Origin of the sequence: Halomonas sp. A11-A (assembly GCF_003182195.1) — a bacterium.
GTDB lineage: Bacteria > Pseudomonadota > Gammaproteobacteria > Pseudomonadales > Halomonadaceae > Halomonas > Halomonas alkalicola.
In genome coordinates, this window is the sequence record NZ_QGTM01000007.1 from 28,708 (window position 1) to 54,145 (window position 25,438).

Annotated in this window: 21 protein-coding genes; 16 read left to right on the forward strand and 5 right to left on the reverse strand. The window is 69.5% G+C overall.

Annotated elements, in window-relative coordinates:
• Nucleotides 1–27 precede the first annotated feature (27 nt).
• The 6 genes from DER72_RS07175 (at nucleotide 28) to leuA (ending at nucleotide 9,313) form a co-directional block, all read left to right on the forward strand.
• Nucleotides 28–675, forward strand: a complete 648-nt coding sequence (locus tag DER72_RS07175) for a YqiA/YcfP family alpha/beta fold hydrolase (protein WP_110069313.1) — start codon at nucleotides 28–30, stop codon at nucleotides 673–675.
• Nucleotides 672–2,552: a DNA topoisomerase IV subunit B gene (gene parE / locus DER72_RS07180; protein WP_110069314.1), complete on the forward strand. Its 1,881-nt coding sequence runs from the start codon at nucleotides 672–674 to the stop codon at nucleotides 2,550–2,552. Before DER72_RS07175 ends, parE begins: the two co-directional genes overlap by 4 nt.
• A gap of 246 nt (nucleotides 2,553–2,798) precedes the next feature.
• Nucleotides 2,799–5,060 (forward strand): DNA topoisomerase IV subunit A, encoded by a 2,262-nt coding sequence (gene parC, locus DER72_RS07185; RefSeq protein WP_110069315.1) that lies wholly within the window; start codon nucleotides 2,799–2,801, stop codon nucleotides 5,058–5,060.
• A 148-nt stretch (nucleotides 5,061–5,208) separates the two neighbouring features.
• Complete coding sequence (gene serB / locus DER72_RS07190) at nucleotides 5,209–6,429, forward strand: phosphoserine phosphatase SerB (RefSeq protein ID WP_110069316.1); 1,221 nt, start codon at nucleotides 5,209–5,211, stop codon at nucleotides 6,427–6,429.
• A gap of 5 nt (nucleotides 6,430–6,434) precedes the next feature.
• The gene (locus tag DER72_RS07195; RefSeq protein WP_110069317.1) at nucleotides 6,435–7,265 is read left to right on the forward strand and encodes an ion transporter; all 831 of its coding nucleotides are present in this window, start codon (nucleotides 6,435–6,437) and stop codon (nucleotides 7,263–7,265) included.
• A 332-nt stretch (nucleotides 7,266–7,597) separates the two neighbouring features.
• Entirely contained in the window at nucleotides 7,598–9,313 is a 1,716-nt protein-coding gene (gene leuA / locus DER72_RS07200) for a 2-isopropylmalate synthase (protein ID WP_110069318.1), read from the forward strand.
• Nucleotides 9,314–9,455: 142 nt separating this feature from the next.
• Here the strand turns inward: leuA and epmB are convergent, their stop codons facing one another.
• Nucleotides 9,456–10,490 carry an EF-P beta-lysylation protein EpmB gene (gene epmB, locus DER72_RS07205; RefSeq protein WP_110069319.1) on the reverse strand — a complete coding sequence of 345 codons (1,035 nt, stop codon included), beginning with the start codon at nucleotides 10,488–10,490 and terminating at the stop codon, nucleotides 9,456–9,458.
• Between the two features lie 115 nt (nucleotides 10,491–10,605).
• On the opposite strand from epmB, the gene efp reads away from it, so the two are divergent.
• The gene (efp, locus tag DER72_RS07210) at nucleotides 10,606–11,172 is read left to right on the forward strand and encodes an elongation factor P (RefSeq protein WP_110069320.1); all 567 of its coding nucleotides are present in this window, start codon (nucleotides 10,606–10,608) and stop codon (nucleotides 11,170–11,172) included.
• 63 nt (nucleotides 11,173–11,235) lie between these two features.
• Nucleotides 11,236–12,237 carry an EF-P lysine aminoacylase EpmA gene (epmA, locus tag DER72_RS07215; RefSeq protein ID WP_110069321.1) on the forward strand — a complete coding sequence of 334 codons (1,002 nt, stop codon included), beginning with the start codon at nucleotides 11,236–11,238 and terminating at the stop codon, nucleotides 12,235–12,237.
• Nucleotides 12,238–12,384: 147 nt separating this feature from the next.
• On the opposite strand, the gene asd is transcribed toward epmA, so the two are convergent.
• From asd to rsgA, 3 genes are read right to left on the reverse strand one after another with little or no spacing between them, the layout of a single operon-like run.
• A complete protein-coding gene (asd, locus tag DER72_RS07220; RefSeq protein WP_375153267.1) occupies nucleotides 12,385–13,230 on the reverse strand; it encodes an archaetidylserine decarboxylase in 846 nt (281 codons plus the stop codon).
• 27 nt (nucleotides 13,231–13,257) lie between these two features.
• A complete protein-coding gene (locus DER72_RS07225) occupies nucleotides 13,258–14,088 on the reverse strand; it encodes a sulfurtransferase (RefSeq protein WP_110069323.1) in 831 nt (276 codons plus the stop codon).
• A gap of 51 nt (nucleotides 14,089–14,139) precedes the next feature.
• Nucleotides 14,140–15,177 (reverse strand): small ribosomal subunit biogenesis GTPase RsgA, encoded by a 1,038-nt coding sequence (rsgA, locus tag DER72_RS07230; protein WP_110069324.1) that lies wholly within the window; start codon nucleotides 15,175–15,177, stop codon nucleotides 14,140–14,142.
• Nucleotides 15,178–15,291: 114 nt separating this feature from the next.
• Here rsgA and orn point away from each other — a divergent pair, with 114 nt between their 5' ends.
• On the forward strand, nucleotides 15,292–15,885 hold the full coding sequence (orn, locus tag DER72_RS07235; RefSeq protein WP_110069325.1) for an oligoribonuclease: 594 nt from the start codon (nucleotides 15,292–15,294) through the stop codon (nucleotides 15,883–15,885).
• Nucleotide 15,886: 1 nt separating this feature from the next.
• On the opposite strand, the gene queG is transcribed toward orn, so the two are convergent.
• Nucleotides 15,887–16,981: a tRNA epoxyqueuosine(34) reductase QueG gene (gene queG, locus DER72_RS07240; RefSeq protein ID WP_110069326.1), complete on the reverse strand. Its 1,095-nt coding sequence runs from the start codon at nucleotides 16,979–16,981 to the stop codon at nucleotides 15,887–15,889.
• 98 nt (nucleotides 16,982–17,079) lie between these two features.
• Between queG and DER72_RS07245 the strand changes: the two genes are divergently transcribed.
• The 7 genes from DER72_RS07245 (at nucleotide 17,080) to hflX (ending at nucleotide 25,337) form a co-directional block, all read left to right on the forward strand.
• A complete protein-coding gene (locus DER72_RS07245; RefSeq protein ID WP_110069327.1) occupies nucleotides 17,080–18,597 on the forward strand; it encodes an NAD(P)H-hydrate dehydratase in 1,518 nt (505 codons plus the stop codon).
• Entirely contained in the window at nucleotides 18,578–19,096 is a 519-nt protein-coding gene (tsaE, locus tag DER72_RS07250) for a tRNA (adenosine(37)-N6)-threonylcarbamoyltransferase complex ATPase subunit type 1 TsaE (RefSeq protein ID WP_110069328.1), read from the forward strand. Before DER72_RS07245 ends, tsaE begins: the two co-directional genes overlap by 20 nt.
• Nucleotides 19,093–20,538, forward strand: a complete 1,446-nt coding sequence (locus tag DER72_RS07255; protein WP_110069329.1) for an N-acetylmuramoyl-L-alanine amidase — start codon at nucleotides 19,093–19,095, stop codon at nucleotides 20,536–20,538. Before tsaE ends, DER72_RS07255 begins: the two co-directional genes overlap by 4 nt.
• Before the next feature lie 20 nt (nucleotides 20,539–20,558).
• The gene (gene mutL, locus DER72_RS07260) at nucleotides 20,559–22,529 is read left to right on the forward strand and encodes a DNA mismatch repair endonuclease MutL (RefSeq protein WP_110069330.1); all 1,971 of its coding nucleotides are present in this window, start codon (nucleotides 20,559–20,561) and stop codon (nucleotides 22,527–22,529) included.
• Between the two features lie 160 nt (nucleotides 22,530–22,689).
• Nucleotides 22,690–23,628, forward strand: coding sequence for a tRNA (adenosine(37)-N6)-dimethylallyltransferase MiaA (gene miaA / locus DER72_RS07265; RefSeq protein ID WP_110069331.1), 939 nt, complete (start codon nucleotides 22,690–22,692; stop codon nucleotides 23,626–23,628).
• A 123-nt stretch (nucleotides 23,629–23,751) separates the two neighbouring features.
• A complete protein-coding gene (gene hfq, locus DER72_RS07270; protein WP_110069332.1) occupies nucleotides 23,752–24,000 on the forward strand; it encodes an RNA chaperone Hfq in 249 nt (82 codons plus the stop codon).
• Nucleotides 24,001–24,008: 8 nt separating this feature from the next.
• Nucleotides 24,009–25,337, forward strand: coding sequence for a ribosome rescue GTPase HflX (hflX, locus tag DER72_RS07275; protein ID WP_110069333.1), 1,329 nt, complete (start codon nucleotides 24,009–24,011; stop codon nucleotides 25,335–25,337).
• Nucleotides 25,338–25,438 lie beyond the last annotated feature (101 nt).

Sequence of the window (25,438 nt, forward strand, 5' to 3'; positions counted from 1 at the left end):
ACTGGCTGTTCGTACAGCAGTTGCGCTATGCTGAGCGACCCCTGCCAGCCGGCGCCGGCCAGCGGGGTGCTCTACCTGCACGGCTTCAACAGCGGCACTGGTTCGCCCAAGGCGGTGTGGGTGCGCGAGGCGTGCGCCCACCTGGGCCTGCCCTGCGTGACGCCACAGTTGCCGCATCGGCCCGTCGAGGCACTGGCGCTGGCCGAGGCCCGGCTCGCCGAGCTCGGCCCCGCGCCGCTGGTGGCGGGCAGCTCCATGGGGGGCTTCCTGGCCACCTGCCTGGCCGAGCGCCACGGCCTGCGCGCCGCGCTGATCAATCCGGCGGTGGCGCCGGCCCGGCTGGTGGCCGACTGGGTCGACGAGGTCTTCGTCAACGACTACAGCGGTGAGCGCTTCACCGTAGGGGAGGTGCACCTGGCGGAGCTGGCCGCGCTGACGCCGGAGCGGATCACGGCTCCGGAGCGCTACCTGCTGCTGCTGGGCACCGCCGACGAGGTGCTCGACCCGGCGGACGCCTTCGCCCTCTATCGCGATGCGCGAACCCTGCTGCACCCGGGGGCCGACCACGGCTTCGCGGTGCTGGCCCGGCATCTGCCGGCGCTGCTGGCCCACGGCGGCCACGCCCTGTCGCCCGCTTGGCAGCCACGATCACACAAGGAACCGGACGACCCATGACGCAATACAGTGCCAGCTCGATCGAGGTGCTTTCCGGCCTGGAGCCGGTGCGCAAGCGCCCGGGCATGTACACCGACACCAGTCGCCCCAATCACCTCGTCCAGGAGGTGGTCGACAACAGCGTCGACGAGGCGCTGGCGGGCCACGCCTCGACGATCACCGTGCGGCTCTTCGAGGATGGCGGCATCGAGGTGGCCGACGACGGTCGCGGCATGCCCATCGACATCCACCCGGAGCATGGCGTCTCCGGGGTGGAGCTGATCCTCACCCGGCTCCACGCCGGCGGCAAGTTCTCCAACGCCAGCTACAAGTTCTCCGGCGGCCTGCACGGCGTCGGCGTCTCGGTGGTCAATGCCCTCTCGCGGCGCCTCGAGGTGGAGGTGCTGCGCGACGGCGGCCGCCACGCCATCGCCTTCGAGCACGGCGAGCCCGCCTCGCACCTCTCGGTGATCGGCAGCGTCGGCAAGCGCAACACCGGCACGGTGCTGCGCTTCTGGCCCGAGGCGAGCTACTTCGACAGCCCGCGCCTGGCGGTGGGGCGGCTCAAGCACCTGCTGCGGGCCAAGGCGGTGCTCTGCCCGGGGCTGAAGGTCACCCTGATGGAGGCGGACGGCACCCAGAGCGAGTGGCAGTACGAGGATGGCCTGCGCGACTACCTGGCCCAGGCCACCGATGGCTATGAGGTGCTGCCCCAGTCGCCCTTCGTCGGCCACTTCGCCGACGACGAGCAGGCGGTGGACTGGGCGATCCAGTGGCTCCCCGAGGGGGGCGAGCCGCTGCTGGAGAGCTACGTCAACCTGATCCCCACGCCCCAGGGCGGCACCCACGTCAACGGCCTGCGCGCCGGCCTGCTCGAGGCGCTGCGCGAGTTCTGCGAATACCGCAACCTGTTGCCGCGGGGGGTCAAGCTTACCGCCGAGGACCTGTGGGAGCGCGTCGCCTACGTGCTGTCGGTGAAGATGCTCGACCCGCAGTTCGCCGGCCAGACCAAGGAGCGCCTCTCCTCGCGCACGGTGGCGGCATTCGTCTCCAGCGTGGTGAAGGACGCCTTCTCGCTGTGGCTGAATCACCACGTCGATCAGGCCGAGGCCCTGGCCGAGCTGGTGATCAGCGCTGCCCAGCGGCGCCAGAAGAGCGCCAAGAAGGTGGCGCGCAAGAAGGTCACCGCCGGCCCCGCGCTGCCCGGCAAGCTGGCCGACTGCTCCGGTCAGGACCCGGCCCAGAGCGAGCTCTTCCTGGTCGAGGGCGACTCGGCCGGCGGCAGCGCCAAGCAGGCGCGCAACCGCGAGACCCAGGCGATCCTGCCGCTGCGCGGCAAGATACTCAATACCTGGGAGGTCGACAGCCACGACATCTACGGCTCCCAGGAGGTTCACGACATCGCCGTGGCGGTGGGCATGGACCCGGGCAGCGACGACCTCAGTCAGCTGCGCTACCACAAGATCTGCATCCTCGCCGACGCCGACTCCGACGGCCTGCATATCGCCACCCTGCTGTGCGCGCTCTTCGTGCGCCACTTCCCGGCGCTGGTGGATGCCGGCCACGTCTATGTGGCGATGCCGCCCCTCTACCGCATCGATCTCGGCAAGGAGGTCTTCTACGCCCTGGACGAGAGCGAGAAGGCGGCGATCCTGCGCAAGCTCGAGGGCAAGCGCGGCACCGTGAACGTGCAGCGCTTCAAGGGACTGGGCGAGATGAGCCCGCTGCAGCTGCGCGAGACTACCATGGCGGTGGAGACCCGCCGGCTGGTGCAGCTCACCCGGGAAGTGGGCGACGGCACCATGGAGATGATGGACATGCTGCTGGCCAAGAAACGCGCCGCCGACCGCAAGAGCTGGCTCGAAGATTATGGCAACCTCGCGGATATCGAGGTGTAGTGCCAAGCGCCAAGCGCCAAGCGCCAAGCGCCAAGCGCCAAGCGCCAAGGGCGAGCGGCGCCGGGGACAGGTCGGAGGGGAGGTCCTATGCCAGGGATGGCATCGGTAGCGCCCAGGGATGGGTTCACAGCGCCTCCCCGAAGGCCTGTCGCCGGATCAGCCGCGACTCGGAGCCACTGGTGCCGATGAGTGTGCAGAGGGATGATCCCTCGACGATTCCACAAGTGTGAACAAGGCCACCGTGCTATGACCATGGATATCCAGGTGGCGGAGGGCGACGTCGAGCGCCTCTCGCTGCGCGAATACACCGAGAAGGCGTACCTCGACTACTCGATGTACGTCATCCTCGACCGGGCGCTGCCCCATATCGGCGACGGCATGAAGCCGGTGCAGCGGCGCATCGTCTACGCCATGCGCGAGCTTTCGCTCACCGCCAACGCCAAGTACAAGAAGTCGGCGCGCACCGTCGGCGACGTGCTCGGCAAGTTCCACCCCCACGGCGATAGCGCCTGCTACGAGGCGATGGTGCTGATGGCCCAGCCCTTCAGCTACCGCTACCCGCTGGTGGATGGCCAGGGCAACTGGGGCAGCCCCGACGATCCCAAGTCGTTTGCCGCCATGCGCTACACCGAGGCGCGGCTCTCGACGTTCGCCGAGGTGCTGCTGGCCGAGCTGGGCCAGGGCACCGTGGACTGGACCCCCAACTTCGACGGCACCATGAACGAACCGGTGGTGCTGCCGGCGCGCCTGCCCCACGTGCTGCTCAACGGCGGCACCGGCATTGCCGTGGGCATGGCGACCGACATCCCGCCCCACAACGTGAACGAGGTGGTCGAGGCGACCTGCCACCTGCTGCGCCACCCCGAGGCCACCACGGCGGACCTGCTCGCCCACCTGCCGGCCCCCGACTTCCCCACCGCGGCGGAGATCATCACCCCGCGCTCGGACCTCAGGAAGCTCTACGAGAGCGGGCGTGGCTCGGTGAAGCTGCGCGCCCGCTACGTGCGCGAGGAGGGTAATGTGGTGATCACCGCGCTGCCCTACCAGGTCAGTGGGGCCAAGGTGCTCGAGCAGATCGCCGCCCAGATGCAGGCCAAGAAGCTGCCCATGGTGGCCGACCTGCGCGACGAGTCGACCCACGAGGAGCCCACCCGGCTGGTGATCGAGCCGCGTTCCAACCGCGTCGCCATCGAGGCGCTGATGGCGCACCTCTTCGCCACCACCGACCTCGAGAAGAACATTCGCGTCAACATGAACGTGATCGGCCTGGACGGCCGGCCGCGGGTGATGCCGCTGCCCGACCTGCTCGGCGAGTGGCTGCGCTTCCGGCGCTCCACCGTGCGCCGTCGCCTGGAGCACCGCCTGGGCAAGGTGGAGGATCGCCTGCACCTGCTCGAAGGCCTCTTGATCGCCTACCTCAACATCGACGAGGTGATCCGCATCATCCGTGAGGAGGATGAGCCCAAGCCGGCCCTGATAGCCGCCTTCGGGCTCTCCGAGCGCCAGGCCGAGGCGATCCTTGAGCTGCGCCTGCGCCACCTCGCCAAGCTCGAGGAGATGAAGATCCGCGGCGAGCAGGAGGAGCTCGAGGCGGAGCGCGCCCGCCTCAAGGAGCTGCTTGGCAACGAGGCGGCGCTCACCGACCTGATCGAGGCGGAACTGCGCGCCGCCGCCAAGGCCCATGGCGACGAGCGCCGCTCGCCCATCGTCGAGCGCGAGGAGGCCCGCGCTCTCTCCGAGGTGGAGCTGGTGGGCGCCGATCCCATCACCGTGGTGCTCTCCGAGAAGGGCTGGATCCGCGCGGCCCGCGGCCACGAGATCGACCCGGCGGGGCTCTCCTACAAGGCCGGCGACCGCTTTGCCCTGGCCGCCCGGGGCAAGACCAACCAGCCGCTGGTGCTGCTCGACGACACCGGCCGTGCCTATACCCTGGCCGCCCACAACCTGCCAAGCGCCCGCGGCCAGGGCGAGCCCGTCACCAGCCGCGTCAACGTGGTGGCCGGCGCCCATATGGCCGGCGTGATGCTGGCGCCGCCGGCCACCCGCTACCTGCTCGCCTCCGACGGCGGCTACGGCTTCGTGGCGCCCCTGGAGGCGCTGGTCAGCAAGAACAAGTCGGGCAAGGCGGTGCTGACGGTGCCCAAGGGGTGCAACGTCCTGCCACCGGTGGCGGTGCCGGAAGGGGAGGGGGCGCTGGTTGCCGCGGTCTCCAACGAGGGGCGCCTGCTGCTCTTCCCCCTCGAGCAGCTGCCCGAGATGGCCAAGGGCAAGGGCAACAAGATGATCGACATCCCCGGGGCCCGGGCGGCGCGGCGTGAGGAGTTCGTTCGCGATCTGGTGGTGCTGGCGGCCGGCGCCAGCCTGGTGGTGCATGCCGGTAAGCGTCACCTCACCCTAAAGCCCGACGATCTCGCGTATTATCGCGGCGAACGCGGCCGGCGCGGCAGCAAGCTGCCCCGCGGCCTGCAGAAGGTCGACAGGCTGGAAGCGTTGAACGGCGACAACTGACAAGATGGTTCGCGGCGCCGGGGACAGGCCGTCGAGGAGGTCCTACGCCAGGGATGGCGTCGGTAGCGCCCAGGGAAGGGTTCACAGCGCCTCCTCCAAGGCCTGTCACCGGGTCAGCCGCGGATATGAGAGAGCTCCTGAGGCAACCATGACACGACGAGTACTGATCCGCGCCACCGGCGCGGCGCGGCCGGGCCAACTGGCCGGGCTGGGCAAGGCGCTGGCCGCAAGCGGCGCGCGCCTTTTGGACATCAACCAGAGCGTGACCTTCGGCATGCTCTCCCTCGAGGCGTTGGTGGGCCTCGAGCATGAGGCCGATCTTGAAGGGGCGCTGGCGGCGGCGGGAGACGAGCTGGGCCTCGACGTCCAGGCGATCCAGGTCAGCGCCGAGGAGTACCAGCGCTGGAGCGTGCAGGCCAGCCAGCCGCGGCTGATCCTGACCCTGCTGGCGCCCCACCTGCCCGCCGGCATCCTGGCGGAGGTAGGGGCGCTCACCGCCGAGCACGGCCTCACCGTGGAGCTGATCCACCGCCTCTCTGGCCGCGAGCCCCTGGACGGCGGCGTGCCCGGCGAGCGCGATGCCATCCAGGGGGCCTGCGTGGAGTGCTGGCTGCGCGGCGAGGAGGTCGACCTCGACGCCCTGCGCGAGAAGGCGCTGGCGCTCGGCGCCATGCACGGCGTCGACATCGCCATCCAGGAGGACTCCATCTGGCGCCGGCATCGCCGCCTGGTCTGCTTCGACATGGACTCCACCCTGATCCAGGCCGAGGTGATCGACGAGCTGGCGCGCCGCCACGGCGTCTATGACGAGGTGGCCGAGGTGACCGAGCGCGCCATGCGCGGCGAGCTCGACTTCCAGCAGAGCTTCCGCGAGCGCATGGCCAAGCTCAAGGGCCTCGACGAGTCGGTGCTGGCCGAGATCGCCGAGACGCTGCCGCTGATGGACGGCGTGGAGCGGCTGATGGCCCAGCTCAAGCGCCTGGGCTATCGCACGGCGATCCTCTCCGGGGGCTTCACCTACTTCGCCCGCCACCTGCAGCAGAAGCTCGGCTTCGACGAGGTCCACGCCAACGAGCTTCTGATCGAGAACGGCAAGGTCACCGGCGAGGTGCGCGAGCCGATCCTCGACGCCGATCGCAAGGCGGCGCTGCTGCGCGAGATCGCCGAACGCGAGGGGCTGGCCCTGGAGCAGACCATCGCCGTGGGCGATGGCGCCAACGACCTCAAGATGCTGGCGGCAGCAGGTCTTGGCATCGCCTTCCGGGCCAAGCCCCTGGTGCGCGCCCAGGCCAACCACTCGATCTCGACCCTGGGCCTCGATGCGGTGCTCTACCTGATCGGCTATCGCCAGGTGGATCTGGAGGAGTAACGGACGTGAGCGCCCCCTTCGATACCTGGCGCGACCGCTTAGAGCGGCTGCGCACCAACAAGGCCTTCGAGCTCACGGTGATCGCCATCATCGTGGTCTCGGCGCTTCTGATCGGCGCCAAGACCTACGAGGAGGAGGTCAGCCGCTTCCAGGAGGTGATGCTGTGGCTCGATGTCGCCGTCACGGTCTTCTTCCTGGTGGAGATCCTGATCCGCATGGCGGCGGAGCGGCGCCTGCGGGACTTCTTCAGGAAGGGCTGGAACATCTTCGACTTCATCATCGTCACCGCCAGCCTGATTCCCATGGACGACTCGGAGATGGTGCTGCTGGCGCGCCTGCTGCGCATCTTCCGGGTGCTGCGTCTGGTCTCGATGATCCCCGAGCTGCGCCTGCTGATCGCCGCTCTGTTCAAGTCGATCCCGCGCATGGGCTACGTGGCGCTGCTGATGTTCATCATCTTCTACATCTACGGCGCCATCGGCAGCTTCCTGTTCGCCAGCGTTGACGAGCAGCTGTGGGGGAATATTTCCCTGGCGATGCTGACGCTCTTCCAGGTGGCCACCTTCGAGAGCTGGGCCACGGCGGTGCTCTACCCGACCATGGAGCACTACCCCTACGCCTGGATCTACTTTTTGACCTTCATCTTTCTCAACGCCTTCGTCTTCCTCAACATGATGATCGGTATCGTGCTCGACGTGATGCAGAAGGAGAGCCTGGCCATCGAGCTGGAGACCGGGGAGGGGGAGGCCGCGGAGTTTCACGGCCTGCGCGACGACGTGCGCGAACTGCGCGACCAGCTGTCGCGGATGGAGGCGCTGCTGGAGCGTCGGAGTTGACAAGGGGGCTCAACCTTGATTCTCTAGGGGCATGAACATGACGGCGTACGACCTCGACCTACGACTACTAGCCCGCGCCTGAACAGCGAGCGGCGATGCCTCCCGTGCATCGTCTGGAGTCCGGTCAAAACGAGGTTGTACCATGTCTGCCACCCCCATGAACCCTGCTATCCATAACCATCGTGTCGCCTGCGTCAGCCAAGTGGCTGCCGTCTGTGCGATCATGTACGAAGCGAGCCCCGACGCCCCGACTGGCCTGTGCCCGTCGGGGCGTTATCGTTTCCGCACCGTCCACTGATTCAGCCGCACCGTCGCCCAGGGAGAACGCCACCATGATGCTCGACAACCCCGCCACCAAGTATCGCCCCTTCGTCGCCGTGGACTTGCCGGATCGCCAGTGGCCCAGCCGGCGCATCGAGCAGCCGCCGATCTGGGCCAGCGTCGACCTGCGCGACGGTAACCAGTCGCTGATCGACCCCATGGATCAGGAGCGCAAGCAGCGCTTCTTCGACATGTTGGTCAAGATCGGCTTCAAGGAGATCGAGGTGGGCTTCCCCTCGGCCTCCCAGACCGACTTCGACTTCGTGCGCTCGCTGATCGAGGGCAACCGGATTCCCGACGACGTCACCATCCAGGTGCTGACCCAGGCCCGCGACCATCTGATCGACCGCACCTTCGAGTCCCTCAAGGGGGCGAAGAACGCCATCGTCCACGTCTACAACGCCACCGACCCGGTCTTCCGCCGCGTGGTATTCAACGTGACAAAAGAGGAGTGCATCGGCATCGCCGTGGACGCCACCACCCGCATTCGCCAGCGCATGGCGGAGGCGCCGGAGACGAACTGGACCTTCCAGTACTCGCCGGAGCTCTTCACCACCAGCGAGATGGACTTCGCCAAGGAGGTGGTCGAGGCGGTGATGGAGGCCTATGGCGCCACCGCCGAGAAGCCGATGATCGTCAACCTGCCGGCCACCGTGGAGGCGGCGTCGCCCAACAACTACGCCGACCAGGTGGAGTGGTTCTGCCGCCACGTGAAGAACCGCGATGCCCTGATCGTCAGCGTGCACCCCCACAACGACCGCGGCACCGGCGTGGCCGCCGCCGAGCTGACCCTGATGGCGGGCGCCGACCGCGTCGAGGGCACCCTGTTCGGCAACGGCGAGCGCACCGGCAACGTCGATATCGTGACGCTTGCCATGAACATGTACACCCAGGGCGTGCACCCGGGCCTCGACTTCTCCAACATCACGCCGATCATGCGCGAGGTGGAGTACTGCAACCAGCTGCCGGTGCATCCGCGCCACCCCTATGTGGGCGACCTGGTCTTCACCGCCTTCTCCGGCTCCCACCAGGACGCCATCAAGAAGGGCATGGCGGAGCGCCGCGCCAATCCCGACGCCGTCTGGGAGGTGCCCTACCTGCCCATCGACCCGCTGGACGTGGGCCGCAGCTACGAGGCGGTGATTCGCGTCAACAGCCAGTCCGGCAAGGGCGGGGTCTCCTACCTGCTCGAGCAGGAGCACGGCATCGAGCTGCCGCGTCGCCTCTCCATCGAGTTCAGTCAGGTGGTGCAGGAGGTGGCCGACCGCACGGGCAAGGAGATCACCTCCCAGATGATCTACCAGGCGTTTGCCGACGAGTACCTGGCCCAGACCACGCCCTTCGGCCTGGTCAGCCATCGCCTCTCCTCCGAGCCGGACAGCCCGAAGGTGGTCCTGGAGGCGACCATCGAGGAGCACGGCGAGCGGCGCAACATCAAGGGCGAGGGCAACGGCCCGTTGGCGGCATTCATCAAGGCGCTGGCCGCCGCCGGGCATGACGTGGAGATCATCGACTACCACGAGCACTCCCGCGGCCAGGGCGCCGACGCCGAGGCGATCGCCTACGTGGAGGTGCGCATCGACGGCAAGGCGGTGTTCGGCGTCGGCACCGACGAGAGCATCACCAGCGCCTCCATGAAGGCGGTGATGAGCGCCATCAACCGCCACGTCTCCACCCAGGCCCCGGCGGCCAACGTGACCGCCGAGTCGCTGGAGGTGGCCAAGTAGCAGCGTCGCGGCTGATCCGGCGACAGGCCTATGCGGGGGCGCTGTGAACCCGTCCCTGGGCGCTACCGATGCCATCCCTGGCATAGGACCCCCGCTTCGGCCTGTCCCCGGCACCGCTGGTCTTGGTGCTTACTCCTTGTAACTATAGCGGCGTCTTGCTTCCTTCGCCGGGGATCTCCCTGACCAGCCTTGGCACCAGGAACCCCGGCAGCACCTCCCTCAGGCCCGCGACCAGTTCGCGGGCCTGGTCGTCTGGCACATCGAAGTGGGCCGCGCCGGCTACCGGGTCGAGCACATGGAGGTAGTAGGGCAGCACGCCGGCCTCGAAGAGCCGCTCGGAGAGCTCGGCCAGGGCGTCCACCGAGTCGTTGACCCCGCGCAGCAGCACGCTCTGGTTGAGCAGGGTGGCCCCTGCCGTCTTGAGCCGGGCGCAGGCGTCGATCACGGCGTCGTCGATCTCCTGGGCGTGGTTGATATGCAGCACGATCACCTTCTGCATGCGGGTCTTGCCGAGCCAGTCGAGCAGGGCGGCGTCGACGCGGTCGGGAATCACCACCGGCAGGCGGGTGTGAATGCGTAGTCGCCTGAGGTGGGGAATGGCGTCCAGGCGCTCGACCAGCCAGGCGAGCTGGCGGTCGCTGGCCGCCAGGGGGTCACCGCCGGAGAGGATCGCCTCGATGATCGTGGGGTTGTGTCTCAGATGGTCGAGGCTGGTCTCCCACTGGGCGCGAGAGGGCGCGTTGTCGCCGTAGGGGAAGTGGCGGCGAAAGCAGTAGCGGCAGTTGACCGCGCAGGCGGGGCTCGCGATCAGGAGCACCCGGCCGGCGTACTTGTGGATCAGCCCGCGGGCCGGGGTGTGGGCCGCCTCCTCGAGGGGGTCGGCCACGAAGCCGGGTGCTGGCAGGGTCTCCTCGCCCAGCGGCAGCACCTGGCGCAGCAGGGGGTCGTGCGGGTCGCCCGGGCGCATGCGCGACAGGAAGGCCTCGGGCACGCGCACCTCGAAGAGGATATGGCCCGCCTCGGCGCCGGGCAGCCACGAATCATCCAGGCCAAGGCGCCGGCATAGCTCACGCGGGTCGCGAATGGCGCCCGCCAACTGCGCCTGCCAGGCGGGCGGTGGTGCCAGCGGCTCGGCCTCGTCGTGACGCTGCAAAAGGGCGGGGCTTCGGGTTATCATGCGGCACACCAGTCAATGCGGGCGAGGCGGGCTCCTGGAAGCGTCGCCTCGTCAAAAGTCGTTTCCCAGCGCGCCGCCGGGTTCCGGGGGCGCGCTCGAACATGGGTGAGAGAAGATGGCGAACTATTCTACCAACGAATTCAAGGGCGGTCTGAAGGTGATGCTGGATGGCGATCCCTGTGCGATCGTCGAGAACGAGTTCGTGAAGCCGGGCAAGGGGCAGGCGTTCAACCGCGTCAAGCTGCGCAACCTGATCACCGGTCGCGTCTGGGAGCGCACCTTCAAGTCCGGCGAATCCCTCGAGGGCGCCGACGTCATGGACCTCGACATGGAGTACCTCTACACCGACGGTGAGATGTGGCACTTCATGAAGACCGACGGCTCCTTCGAGCAGTACGCGGTGGAGAAGAAGGCCCTGGGCGACACCATCAAGTGGCTTAAGGAGCAGGTGGTCTACACCGTGACCCTGTGGAACGACAACGCCATCAGCGTGACCCCGCCGAACTTCATCGAGCTCGAGGTGGTCGAGACCGATCCTGGCCTCAAGGGCGACACCGCCCAGGGTGGCTCCAAGCCGGCGACCCTCTCCTCCGGTGCCGTGGTCCGCGTGCCGCTCTTTATCAACCAGGGCGAAGTGCTTAAAGTCGATACGCGCTCCGGCGAATATGTGTCACGCGCCTGACCGGGTGCCTAGCTGTTTCAACGCCGAGTCCTGTTGGGCTCGGCGTTTTCGATGGTGACGACCATGCAAGAGATCGATTGGCAGCCCACTGCCACCATGGCGACCCTGCGCGAGCGGGCGCGGCTGCTGGCTGAGGTGAGGGCCTTCTTCGCCGAGCGCGACGTGCTGGAGGTGGAGACGCCGGTACTGGGCCACGGCGGCAGCACCGACCTGCACCTGGCCTCGCTCTCGGCCCGGGCGACCACGCCGGCGGGGCGCGAGCGGCTGTGGCTGCAGACCTCGCCGGAGTTCGCCATGAAGCGGCTGCTGGCAGCGGGCGCCGGGCCGATCTTCCAGCTGGCGCGCTGCTTTCGCGACGGTGAGGTGGGGCGGCGCCACAACCTTGAGTTCACCATGCTGGAGTGGTACCGCCCTGGCCTTACCCTCGACGAGCTGATCGAGGAGACGGCCGCACTTGTGAGCCGAGTGCTGGGTCGGGGGCCGGCGAGTGAGGCGGGGGGCGATGCAGTGCCGCTGCGCCGTCGCCGCTACCGGACACTGTTTCGCGAGGCGCTTGCCATCGACCCCTTCACCGCCCCCCTGGCCGAGCTGCGCCGGCTGGCCGCCGACAAGGGCGGACTGGCCATGGACAACGCCCCCCGCGACGACTGCCTCGACCTGCTGATGAGTCTCGTGATCGAGCCGGGGCTGGGCCGCGAGGGCATCGAGGTGGTGGTGGACTACCCGGCCAGCCAGGCGGCGCTGGCCCGACGCCACCGCGATCCGGAGGACGGGGAGTGGGTGGCCTCGCGCTTCGAGCTCTACCTCGAGGGGCTGGAGCTCGCCAACGGCTACGACGAGCTGACCGACGCCGCCGAGCAGGCGGCGCGCTTCGATGAGGACAACGCCGCACGGCGGGCGGCGGGGCTGCCGGAGGTGGACATCGACCGGCGCCTGGTGGCGGCGCTTGCCCATGGCATGCCTGAGGGGAGCGGGGTGGCCCTGGGTATCGACCGGCTGATTCAGCTGGCGCTGGGCCGTGACAGCGTGGCGGAGGTAATGGCCTTCGCCACGCCGCGCTGCTAGCAAGATTCCCAGGCGGCGTGGATCTGCACCGCTCGGGGCTGATCCGTCGACAGCCCTACGAGGGGGCGCTGTGAATACCTCCCTGTACGCTACCGACGCCCTCCCTGGCGTAGGACCCCCTCTTCGGCCTGTCCCCGGCGCCCCTCGCTATGAGGAGGGGAACGCCCCCAGCGATTGCCCCATCTGCACCTTGGCGCCGGGCTCGAGGCCGTCGGCGAAGGCCACCGGCTCACTGAGCGCCATTACTACCGTGGAGCCGAGCTTGAAGCGGCCCATCTCCGCGCCGCGTTCCAGGTGCACCGGGGTATCGAAGCGGATGCGCTGCACGCCGCCGCGGGGCAGTGGGGTGATCTGCCCGGCCCATACCGTCTCGATGGCAGCGACGATCATCGCTCCCACCAGCACCAGCGCCATGGGCCCGTGTTCGGTGTCGAAGTGGCACACCAGCCGCTCGTTGCGGGCGAAGAGGTTGGGCACGTGCTCGGTGGTGGCGGCATTGACCGAGAAGAGCCGCCCCGGCACGTAGACCATCTCGGTCAGGGTGCCGGCCACGGGCATGTGCACCCGGTGGTAGTCGCTGGGGGAGAGGTAGACGGTGGCGAAGCTGCCGCCCAGATAGCGGCGCGCGGCCTCGCCGTCGCCGCCCAGCAGGTCCATGGCCGAGAAGCGGTGGCCCTTGGCCTGGAGCAGCTGGCCGGCCGTGAGCGGGCCGAACTGGGAGAGCCTGCCGTCGGCGGGGCTCAGTACCCCCTCGCCGAGGGGGCGAGCGTCGGCCTTCAGCTCCCGGGTGAAGAAGTCGTTGAAGGTGGCATAAGCCGTCGGGTCGGGGTTGGCCGCCTCGCTCATGTCGACCTTGAACTGGCGGATGAAGCGCCGCACCAGGGCGTTCTTCAGCCAGGGGGTGCGGCAGTCGGCGAGGCGCCCCACCAGTCGCGAGAGCAAGTGGTGGGGCAGCGGGTACTGGATCAGGGCAAAGAGCCGGGAGAGTGACAAGGGCATTCCTGTGGCAAGCGTTGAGGGTTATTTCTCGATCGGGGTGTCGTCGCGGTTGCCCCACTCCTTCCAGGAGCCGGCGTAGCCGCGGATCTTCTCGAAGCCCAGCGCACGGCCCACCAGCCAGGTGAAGCCGCTTCTGTGGTGGCTCTGGCAATGGGTGGCGACCTCCATGTCCGGGGTCAGGCCCAGCGCCTCCAGCTCGGTGACGAGCTCGGCGTAGTCGCGGATGCGCAGGCCGCGTTCCGGGTCCATGGCGCGGGTCCACTCCATGTTCACCGCGCCGGGGATATGGCCCAGCTGCCGGTTATCGCCCTTCTCGCCGCGGTACTCCTCGGGCGAACGGGCGTCCCAGATGGCGAAGCCCTTCTCGCCGAGGCGCTCGACGAGTTCGACGCGGTCGATGACCACCTCGGGGTGGAGGATCTCCGCCTCGTAGGCGCTGGGGGTGGGGGCATGGGGCGCGGTCTCCACCGGGAGGCTATCCTGGCGCCAGGCATGGATGCCGCCGTTGAGGTAGGAGTAGCGGGTGTGGCCGATCAGCTCCAGGGTCCACAGCAGCCTGCCGGCCCAGCCGCCGCCCTCGTCGTCGTAGGCCACCACGTGGGTGTCGCGGGTCAGGCCCAGTTCGCTGAACAGTGCGGAGAGCTGCGCAACGGTGGGTTCCAGGCAGGGGACCTCGCCCGAGCCGCGCATCAGGCGCGCCTTGTCGAGGAAGATGGCGCCGGGCACATGGCCCTCGGCGTAGCTCTCGGCCTTGAGCGGCACGTCGATGATCAGCAGCGACGGCTCGTCCAGGTGCTCGGCGAGCCGCTCGGGCTCGATGATCAGCGGCAGCAGGTTGGCTTCGGAACTCATGGCGGCTCTCCTATTTCCTTGTTCTACAAACCCGTTCTACAAACCCGGGGTCTAGAAACCCGATTCGAGCGTGTCGAGGATGCGTCGGTAGCTGGCGAAGCGCTCGGGATGAATGTCGCCCCGCTCCAGCGCCGCGAGCAGCGCGCATCCGGGCTCCTGGCGGTGGCGGCAGTCGCGGAAGCGGCAGTGCCCCAGCAGGTCGCGGAACTCGATGAAGCCCTCGGCGACCTGCTGCTCGTCGAGGTGGCCGAGGCCGAACTCGCGGATCCCGGGCGAGTCGATCAGCTCTGCCTCCACGGCGCTCGGCAGCGTGTAGAGGCGCGCCGTGGTGGTGGTATGGGTGCCCTTGCGACTGTCCTTGGACAGCGCGCCGATGCGCAGTTCCTCGTCGGGCAGCAGGCGGTCGATCAGAGACGACTTGCCCACGCCGCTCTGGCCCACGAACACCGAGGTGCGCCCGGACAGCCGGTCGTGCAGGGCGTCGAGGCCGTCCTCGCGCTCGGTGGTGCTGGCCACCACCGGGTAGCCCAGCGCCTCGTAGCGATGCAGCAGCGCCATCAGCTCGCCGCCGCCCTCGGGCAGCAGGTCGATCTTGTTGAGCACCAGCACCGGGGCGATGCCGGTGGCCTCGGCGGCCACCAGGTAGCGGTCGATCAGGTTGGGGTGGGGCTCGGGCTCCACGGCGAAGACGATCAGGATCTGGTCGATGTTGGCGGCCACTGGCTTGAGCTGGCCGCGGGCGTCGGGGCGTTCCAGCACGCTGTCCCGCTCGCCGCGGGCCACCACTACGCCCTCCACGATGGCGCCCTCGGTGTCCTGACGGCCGCGCCAGATCACCCGGTCACCGGTGACCAGGCCCTCCAGGTTGGCGCGCAGGTGGCAGCGCACCGGCTCGCTACCCCCCTCTGGGCGCACGTCCAGGGTGCGCCCGAAATGGGCCACGACCCGGCCGGGCTGCTCGGGACCGTACTCGCCGGCGGCCAGCTTCTCGCTGTCCTTCTCGTCGAGCCGGGCGGCCCGGGCGGCCCGTTCGGCCTGGATCTTCTCGATGCGCCAGCGCTGCTGGCGGTTCAACTTGCGTTTGCTCATGGGGGGCCGAAGCTCGTTACAATGTCGATCATTGTACTCACCCTGGGCGCCCGCTGTCGCGAGCCGCGGTGCCATGCAAGGAACTCACCCAAGGACCTCACCCAAGGAATAGCGATGAGCCAGCGCAGCGAACCCAAGGATCCGCGCCAGAACCGCTTGGTATGGATCGACCTGGAGATGACCGGGCTCGACCCGGAGAAGGAGCGGATCATCGAGGTGGCGACCCTGGTCACCGATGCCGAGCTCAACGTCGTGGCCGAGGGCCCGGTGATCGCCGTCAGCCAGCCCAGCGACCTGCTAGAGGCCATGGACGAGTGGTGCACCAGGACCCACGGCGAGTCGGGGCTGACCGCGCGGGTCAAGGCGAGCACCGTCGACACCGCCGAAGCCGAGCGCCGTACTCTCGAGTTCCTGCGCGAGCACGTGGCGCCCGGTACCTCGCCCATGTGCGGCAACAGCGTGCATCAGGACCGTCGCTTCATGGAGCGGGAGATGCCCGAGCTGCTGGCCTTCTTCCACTACCGCAACCTGGACGTCTCGACCCTCAAGGAACTGGCCAGGCGCTGGAACCCCGGCGCCATGGCGGGCTTCCAGAAGCGCAACGTTCACCTGGCCATGGATGACATCAAGGAGTCCATCGCCGAGCTTGCCCACTACCGCGAGACCTTCCTGCGCCTGCCGGGCCAGTGGAGCGATGAGGAGGAGTAGGTCAGCCGCTGGCGATCAGCGCCCGGCGCTTCTCGCGCTGGCGGGCCAGCGCCCAGCGCACGTGCTCGCGCACCAGGTCGGAGGGGTAGGGCAGCCGCGCCCCGAGGGCGGCCTCCACCGCCTCGCTCCAGGGCGCGTTGCCCAGCCCCACGGCGAGGTTGCGCAGCCAGCGCTCGTAGCCGATGCGGCGCAGCGGGCTGCCGGCGGTCTTCTCCAGGAACTCCTCCTCCCCCCAGGCGAAGAGTGCCAGCAGGCTGGCGCGGTCCAGGTCGTGGCGGGGCGCGAAGTCCGGCTCCCGAGTCGTTCGCGTGAAGCGGGTGAAGGGGCAGACCAGTTGGCAGTCGTCGCAGCCGAACACCCGGTTGCCCATGGCTTTCCGGTAGTGCTCGGGGATAGCGCCGTGGAGCTCGATGGTGAGGTAGGAGATGCAGGCCCGGGCGTCCACCACCCGGTCAGCGACGATGGCACCGGTGGGGCAGGCGGTGCGGCAGGCGCTGCAGCTGCCGCAGTGCTCGTCCTCGAAGGGCGGGTCCACCGGCAGCGGCAGGTCGGTGTAGAGCTCCCCCAGGAAGAAGAGCGAGCCGGCCTTCGGGTTGAGCAGCATGGCGTTCTTGCCGAACCAGCCGAGCCCCGCCTTGCGCGCCAGCGCCCGCTCCATCACCGGGGCGGAGTCCACGAAGGCACGGTAGCCGATGGGGCCCACCTCGGCCTCGATCCGCTGGGCCAGGGTCGCCAGGCGCTTGCGCATCAGCTTGTGGTAGTCGCGGCCGGTGGCGTAGCGCGACACATAGGCGCGCTCGGGCTGGCCCAGCACCTTGGCCGTTTCCACCTCGGCGGGCAGGTAGTCCAGCCGCACGCTGATCACCCGGACCGTCCCCGGCTCCAGCTCCGCGGGACGGGTGCGCTTGGTGCCGTGCTTGGCCATGAAGCCCATCTCGCCGTGGAAGCCGGCATCCAGCCACCGCGCCAGGCGCTCCTCGTCCTCGGCCAGGTCCACGTCGGTGATGCCGAGCTGCTGAAAGCCGAGCTCGCGGCCCCAGGCCTTGATGCGCTCGGCCAGGGCGGTGAGGTCGGCGGGGCGGGGGGAGTGGCTCATGATCGCGAAAATACCGGGCAAGTGAGGCCTGGCGATTGGCGCCGGGGCCGGGAAACGACACACTGATGGTAAAGCAACCCCCCGCCAGGAGACACCGGATGTCTGACGAGACCCTGCTCCCCCTCTACCGCGCCGAACAGGTGCGCGAGCTCGACCGGCGCACCATCGCCGGCGGTATCGCCGGCTTCGCCCTGATGCAGCGGGCCTCGGCCGCCGCCTGGCAGCTGCTGCGCGAGCGCTGGCCCGGCGTGCGTCGGCTCACGGTGCTGTGCGGTGCCGGCAACAACGGCGGCGATGGCCATGTGCTCGCGGCCCTGGCCGCCGCCGAGGGCCTGGCCGTGCAGCGTATCCTGCTCAAGGGCGTCGATGAGCTCACAGGCGACGCCCGGCTGGCCGCCGACATGGCCACGGCGGCCGGCGTGGGCGCCGAGCCGTGGCGCGCCGGCATGGCGCTGGAGGGGGAGCTGGTGGTGGATGCGCTGCTCGGCACCGGGCTCACCGGGGAGGTGCGCGGCGCCTTCCGGGAAGCCATCGCCGCCATCAATGCCTCGGGCCGGCCGGTGTACGCCGTCGATATCCCTTCCGGGCTGCATGCCGACACCGGCGCGGTGCTGGGGGAGGCGGTGCGTGCCACCGCGACGGTCACCTTCATCGGCGACAAGCTGGGGCTCCACACCGGGGCGGCGGCGGATCACGTCGGCGAACACCATTTTCGCGCGCTGGGCGTGGATGCCGGGGCCGAGGAGGACCTGGTGCCGGCGGCATGGCGGCTGGAGGAAGCGCTGATCCGGGCCTGGCTGCCGCCGCGGCGGCGGACCGCCCACAAGGGCGACTGCGGCCATGTGCTGATCCTGGGCGGCGCGCCGGGCTTCGGCGGGGCGGCGCTGCTCGCCGCCGAGGCGAGCGCCCGGCTGGGGGCCGGCAAGGTGAGCCTGGCCACCGCGCCCGAGCACGTTACGGCAAGCCTGGTTCGCAGCCCCGAGGTGATGGCCCACGGGGTGCGCGGGGCCGGCGATCTCGGCGAGCTGCCTCGCCAGGCCGACGCGCTGGTGGTGGGCCCGGGCCTGGGGCAGGGCAGCTGGGGCCAGGGCGTGCTGCAGGCGGCGCTGGCGTCCGGCCGGCCGCTGGTGGTGGATGCCGATGGCCTCAACCTGCTGGCGGCGCGCTTTTCAGGGCACACCCGCGACGATTGGATCCTCACCCCTCACCCCGGCGAGGCGGCCCGCCTGCTCGGCGGCACGGCTGCCGAGGTGGAGGCAGACCGCCCCGCCGCGGCCCTGGCGCTGCGCGAGCGCTTCGGCGGCGTGGTGGTGCTCAAGGGGGCCGGTACCCTGGTGGCGGGGCCCGCGGGGCTTGCCGTCTGCCCCTTCGGCAACCCCGGCATGGCCAGCGGCGGGATGGGCGATGCGCTCTCCGGCATGCTCGGCGCGCTGCTGGCCCAGGGGGTGCCGCTGGAGGCCGCGGCCCGCCTGGGTGTGCTGGTGCATGCCCGGGCCGCGGATCTCGCCGCGGCGAAGGCCGGGGAGCGTGGTCTGCTGGCCGGTGATCTGGCATCCTATGCGCGAATTCTGGTCAACCCGACGATGGGCGGTGACGATGCTGCTGCGACTCGATGATGAAGCGCGCCAGGTGAGCCTGGGCGAGTGCCTGGGGCGGGCCCTGGAGGGGCGTGGCCTGGTCTATCTCGAGGGGGAGCTGGGCGCCGGCAAGACCACCCTGGCCCGCGGCGTGCTGCGGGCCTATGGCCACCGTGGCGCCGTGAAGAGCCCCACCTATACCCTGGTGGAGCCCTATGAGCTGGACGGGGTGCGGGTCCACCATTTCGACCTCTATCGGCTGGGTGACCCCGAGGAGCTGGAGTTCATTGGGGGGCGCGACCTCTTGGGCGAGGATGTCCTGTGCCTCGTGGAGTGGCCCGGGCGCGGCGAGGGCTGGCTGCCCGAGCCCGATCTGCGCATCGCCCTGTCGCTGGCCGAGGTGGGCCGGGAGGCTCGGCTCGAGGCCTTCACCGCGCGGGGCGAGCAGCTGCTGGCCAGGCTGGCGGCCATGCCGGAGCTGGCCGCCAGCCTCCGCAAGGAACCCGATGACGCCAGGGGAGGCGACACCGCACCATGAGCAAGTGGCTACTTCGCGGCCTGCTGGCCGCTACCCTGCTGTGGCTTCCCCTGGCAGGCCTCAAGGCCGCCGAGGTGGAGAACGTGCGCCTGTGGGCGGCGCCGGACCATGCCCGCCTGGTGTTCGACCTCGCCTCGCCGACCCAGGCCAATATCTTCGCGCTCGACAACCCGCGGCGCCTGGTGATCGACCTCGACGACAGCCGCATGGCCGCCGACCTGGCCGGCATCGACCTCGCCGGCAGCGCCATCAGCCGCATTCGCAGCGGTACGCGCGACGGCAACGGCCTGCGCGTGGTGCTGGAGCTCGAGCGCGACGTGGAGCCCCGCCACTTCACCCTGGCGCCCAATGACCAGTATGGCCACCGCCTGGTGGTGGATCTCGAGTACCCCGGCGAGAGCGCCGTGCAGGACCCCATCGACCCCATCGAGGCGATGATCCGCGAGCAGGAGATCGCCACCAACCGCGCCCGCGCCGAATCGAGCGGTGCCCCGGCCCAGGTGAGCCCGGAGCCGGCGGTGGCCCTGCAGCAGGCCCAGCCCCATCCCCGGCGCGATATCATCATCGCCATCGACCCCGGCCACGGCGGCGAGGATCCCGGGGCCATCGGCCCCGGCGGCACCCGTGAGAAGGACGTGGTGATGCAGATCTCGCGGCGCCTGCAGCGGCTGGTGGACGAGGCGGAGGGGTTCCGGGCGGTGATGATCCGCGACGGTGACTACTACATCGGCCTGCGCCAGCGCACCCAGATCGCCCGGGACCAGAAGGCCGACTTCTTCGTCTCCATCCACGCCGACGCCTTCACCAGCCCCCGTCCCCAGGGCAGCTCGGTCTATGCACTCTCCCAGCGTGGCGCCACCTCGGAGACCGCCCAGTGGCTGGCGGCCAGCGAGAACCGCGCCGACCTGATCGGCGGCGTCGACGGCAACCTCTCCCTCAAGGACAAGGACGAGGTGCTGCGCGGCGTGCTGCTCGACCTGACCATGACCGCCACCCTCAACGACTCGCTCTCCATCGGCGGCCAGGTGCTCGACCAGCTGGGCCGGGTCAACCGCCTGCATCGCAACCGGGTGGAGCAGGCCGGCTTCATGGTGCTGAAGTCGCCGGATATCCCGTCGCTACTGATCGAGACCGGCTTCATCTCCAACCCGGACGAGGAGCGCCGGCTGCGCGATCCGAACCATCAGCAGGGCCTGGCCCGGGCAATCTTCGCGGGCCTGCAGGATCACTTCCGGCGCAACCCGCCGCCGGCCAGCCTGCTGGCCTGGCAGCGCGACAACAACCGCACCACCGGCGGCAACGAGTACCGCATCCAACCCGGCGATACGCTCTCGCAGATCGCCGCCCGGCACAACGTCTCCACGGATCGGCTCAAGCAGGCCAACGAGCTCAATGGCGACGTGATCCGTGTGGGACAGGTACTGCGCATCCCGCGCTCCTGAAACGAAGGGCAGGCAGTGATATGAGCGAACCGCGCCCCATCCGGGTCCTCGACCCGAGGCTGGCCAACCAGATCGCCGCCGGCGAGGTGGTGGAACGCCCCGCCTCGGTGGTCAAGGAGCTGGTCGAGAACGCCATCGATGCCGGCAGCCGCCGCATCGAGGTCGAGCTCGAGGCCGGCGGCACGCGCCTGATTCGCGTGCGCGACGACGGCAGCGGCATCGGCGAGGCCGACCTGCCGCTGGCGCTGTCGCGCCACGCCACCAGCAAGATCGTCTCCCTGGAGGAGCTCGAGGGCGTGGCGAGCCTCGGCTTTCGCGGCGAGGCGCTGGCCTCGATCAGCTCGGTATCGCGCCTGGAGCTGGTCTCCAACGCCGATGAGGACCCCACCGCCGGCTGGCGGGTGGTGGCCGAGGGGCGCAACATGGAGCCGCGGGTCAGCCCGGCCCCCCACGCCCGCGGCACCTCGGTGACCGTGCGCGACCTCTTCTTCAATACCCCGGCGCGGCGCAAGTTCCTGCGCACCGAGAAGACCGAGTTCGGCCACGTCGAGGAGGCCTTCCGCCGCCAGGCGCTCTCCCGCTACGACATCGGCTGGACGCTGCGCCACAACCAGAAGACCCTCCACCAGCTGCGTCCCGGCGAGGACCAGGCCTCCCGCGAGCGGCGCATCGCCTCGCTGCTCGGCCGTGCCTTCCTGGAGAACGCCCTGCACCTGGACCTTGCGGCCTCGGGGCTGCGCCTGTGGGGCTGGGTGGGCCTGCCGACCCACTCCCGGGCCCAGGCCGACCAGCAGTACTTCTTCGTCAACGGCCGGGTGGTGCGCGACCGCCTGGTGGCCCATGCCGTGCGCCAGGCCTACCGCGACGTGCTGTTCAGCGGGCGCCATCCGGTCTTCGTGCTCTATCTGGAGGTGGAGCCGTCGGTGGTGGACGTCAACGTCCACCCCACCAAGCACGAGGTGCGCTTCCGCGACGGCCGCCTGGTCCACGACTTCCTCTTCTCCAGCCTGCATCGCGCCCTGGGGGAGGCGCGGGCCGGCCAGCCGGGGGCCGGCCAGCCGGGGGCCGGCCATGACCTGGAAGAGGCCCGGGAACCTGTCGCTGCGGATGAGACGCCGCGCACCGCTGAGGCAGGGCAGGTGCGCGAGAGCGCCGGGCGCTGGCAGCAGCAGCCTATGGCGCTGCCGGGCCGGGAGGAGGGCGAGCGGGTGACGCCCGATCGCGTCCGCGCCTTCATGGAGGGCTATCGGGCGCTGCATCCCGGTCACGAGGAGATGCTGCTGACGCCGCAGCCCGCCGCTCCGGGCGCCGGGGTCGGGGGTGCGGCCGCCGAGGTGGCCCTGGCCGAGCGCCGGACCCTGCAGGAGGCCCACCGCCCGGTGCTGCCGGAGGCCGACGACACCCGGGCGCCCCCGCTGGGCTACGCCATCGCCCAGCTGCATGGCGTCTATATCCTCGCCCAGAGCGAGCGCGGCCTGATCCTGGTGGACATGCACGCCGCCCACGAGCGCATCGTCTACGAGCGCATGAAGACCCAGGTGCACGGTGGGCGTCTCGATGCCCAGCCGCTGCTGGTGCCGGTGTCGCTGGCCGCCAGCCCGGCCGAGGTGGCCACCGCCGAGGCGGAGCGCGAGGCCTTTGCCCGCTTCGGTGTCGAGCTCGACGTGGCCGGCCCCGAGACCCTGCTGGTGCGCCAGCTGCCGGCGCTGCTGATCGACGCCGACGTGGAGCCCCTGATCCGCGAGATGCTGGGGGACCTCGAGCGCTACGGCCGCTCGGACCGTATCGAGGCCCACGTCAACGAGCTGCTGGCGACCATGGCCTGCCACGGCAGCGTGCGTGCCAATCGCCAGTTGAGCCTGGCCGAGATGAACGCCCTGCTGCGCGACATGGAGCGCACCGAGCGCAGCGGCCAGTGCAACCACGGCCGCCCCACCTGGACCGAGATGAGCATGAAGGACCTGGACCGCCTCTTCATGAGGGGGCAGTAGGTAAACGTTTTCCACCCGCGTGGCGAGAAGCGCCGGGGGCAGGCCGAAGAGGAGGTCCTATGCCAGGGATGGCATCGGTAGCGCCCAGGGATGGGTTCACAGCGCCTCCTCGACGGCCTGACGCCGGATCAGCTTCTCTTCGCCCAGCTTGAGAGGCCCGATGTCAGATACCCGTCCTCCCGCCATCCTGCTGGTGGGGCCCACCGCCGCCGGCAAGACCGACCTCGCCATCGCGCTCCACGAGCGGCTCGGCTGCGAGCTGATCAGCGTCGACTCCGCCATGGTCTACCGCGGTATGGATATCGGCAGCGCCAAGCCCTCCGCGGAGGAGCTCGCCCGGGCGCCCCATCGGCTGATCGACATCCTCGACCCCGCCGAACCCTACTCGGCGGCGGATTTCCGCGAGGATGCCCTGCGCGAGATGGCCGAGATCACGGCGTCAGGCCGGGTGCCGCTGCTGGTCGGCGGCACCATGATGTACCTGAAGCAGCTGCTGCACGGGGTGGCCAACCTGCCCTCCTCGGATCCGGCGGTGCGCGCCGAGCTTGAGGCCGAGGCTGCGGCACATGGCCTTGCCGCCCTGCACCAGGCGCTCGCCCGGGTCGATCCGGCCTCGGCGGCCCGCATCCACCCCAACGATCCCCAGCGGCTGATGCGGGCGCTGGAGGTGTATCGGCTCAGCGGCCGGCCGCTGAGCGAGCTGTGGGCCGAGCAGCGGCCTGAAACCTTTCCCTGGCGCACGCTGTCGATAGGGCTCGCCCCGGCGGATCGCGCCGTGCTGCACGAGCGCATCGCCCACCGTTTTGCGGCCATGCTGTCGGGCGGCTTCATCGAGGAGGTGGCGGCACTCAAGGCGCGCGGCGATCTGCACCCGGAGCTGCCATCGATGAAGAGCGTCGGCTATCGCCAGGTCTGGGCCTATCTCGACGGCGAGTATGATCGCGAGACCCTGCGCCATCGCGGTATCGTCGCGACCCGCCAGCTGGCCAAGCGCCAGCTGACCTGGATGCGCAGCTGGGAGGGGCTTGCCTGGGTCGACAGCCTGGGGCCTGACCCCCTGGGCGAAGTGCTGAAACTCGTGCGCGATTTCGGCACTTAGCGTATGATACGCCTTTCACGAGCCGGGTAGCCGGGCCCCTCGCGGCGTCGGCGATGCCAGTGAGGCAACAGCAGTACGCCACGAAATAACATCAACCCCAGAGACAATTTCAGGGAGAGCAACATGTCCAAAGGGCAGTCCCTTCAAGATCCGTACCTGAACATCCTGCGCAAGGAGCGCATCCCGGTATCGATTTTCCTGGTCAACGGCATCAAGCTGCAGGGCCAGATCGAATCTTTCGACCAGTTCGTCATCCTGCTGCGCAACACCGTGAGCCAGATGGTCTACAAGCACGCCATCTCCACCGTGGTGCCGTCACGCAACGTGCGTCTGCCGGCCCAGGACCCTGCCGCGCCGCAGGACAGTCAGTGAGGTAGTGATTGTTTTTTGAACGCCCCGACGCCGGTGAAACGGCCGTCCTCGTCCATGTGGACTTCCAGGACGAACAGAAGCGCGAGGATGCAGGCGAGTTCCTCGAGCTCGTCCGCTCCGCCGGCGCCGTGCCGGCCACCCTGCTGACCGGCAGCCGTCAGCGGCCGGATCCGCGTACCTTCGTGGGCTCCGGCAAGCTGGAGGAGCTCCGCGAGGCCAAGACGGTGCACGGTGCCGAGCTGGTGATCTTCAACCACGCCCTGAGCCCCTCCCAGGAGCGCAATCTCGAGCGTGAGCTCAAGTGCCGGGTGCTCGACCGCACCGGCCTGATCCTCGATATATTCGCCCAGCGGGCGCGTACCCACGAGGGCAAGCTGCAGGTGGAGCTCGCCCAGTTGGAATACATGTCGACCCGCCTGGTACGCGGCTGGACCCACCTGGAGCGCCAGAAGGGCGGTATCGGACTGCGCGGTCCCGGCGAGACCCAGCTGGAGACCGACCGCCGCCTGCTGCGCGCCCGCATCAAGTCGATCCACAAGCGCCTCGACAAGGTGCGCGGCCAGCGCGAGCAGAACCGTCGCTCCCGGGCCCGGGCCGAGATTCCCAGCGTCTCCCTGGTGGGCTACACCAACGCGGGCAAGTCAACGCTCTTCAACGCCCTGACCTCCTCCGAGGTCTATGCGGCCGACCAGCTCTTCGCTACCCTCGACCCGACGCTGCGGCGCCTGGAGGTCGAGGACGTGGGCCCGGTGGTGCTGGCCGACACCGTCGGCTTCATCCGCCATCTGCCCCACAAGCTGGTGGAGGCGTTTCGTGCCACCCTGCAGGAGGCCGCCGAGGCGACCCTGCTGGTGCACGTGATCGACGCCGCCGACCCGGACCGCGAGCTCAACGTCCAGCAGGTCGAGCTGGTGCTCGACGAGATCGGCGCCCTCGAGGTGCCGGTGCTCAAGGTGATGAACAAGATCGACCTGCTCGACAGTGCGCCGCGCATCGAGCGCGACGGCGAGGGGCGCCCCGAGGTGGTGTGGCTCTCGGCGCAGGAGGGCAGGGGGCTGGACCTGCTGGCCCAGGCCCTGGCCGAGCGGCTGGCGGACGACGTCCTCGACTTCTCCCTCAGCCTGGGGCCGGCCCAGGGCCGCCTGCGTGCGGCCCTTCACGAACTGGGGGCAGTGCGTGAAGAGGCCTTCGACGAGCAGGGCGATACCCGGCTGCAGGTGCGCCTGCCGCGGCGCGACTTCCTGCAGCTGATGTCGCGACTCGGCGAGCACGCCGATGAGTATCTCCCCGAGGCCCTGCGCGACCGCGAGGCCTGGGAAGAGCAGGGGGCGGGCTAGCAACGGGCGGCTGGCTGATAACAACGACGACATGGACGACGGGCGCCACCGTCCCGGATGGCGGGGCGCCGACAGGATCGCAACCGAGGCCCCGGCCGGCT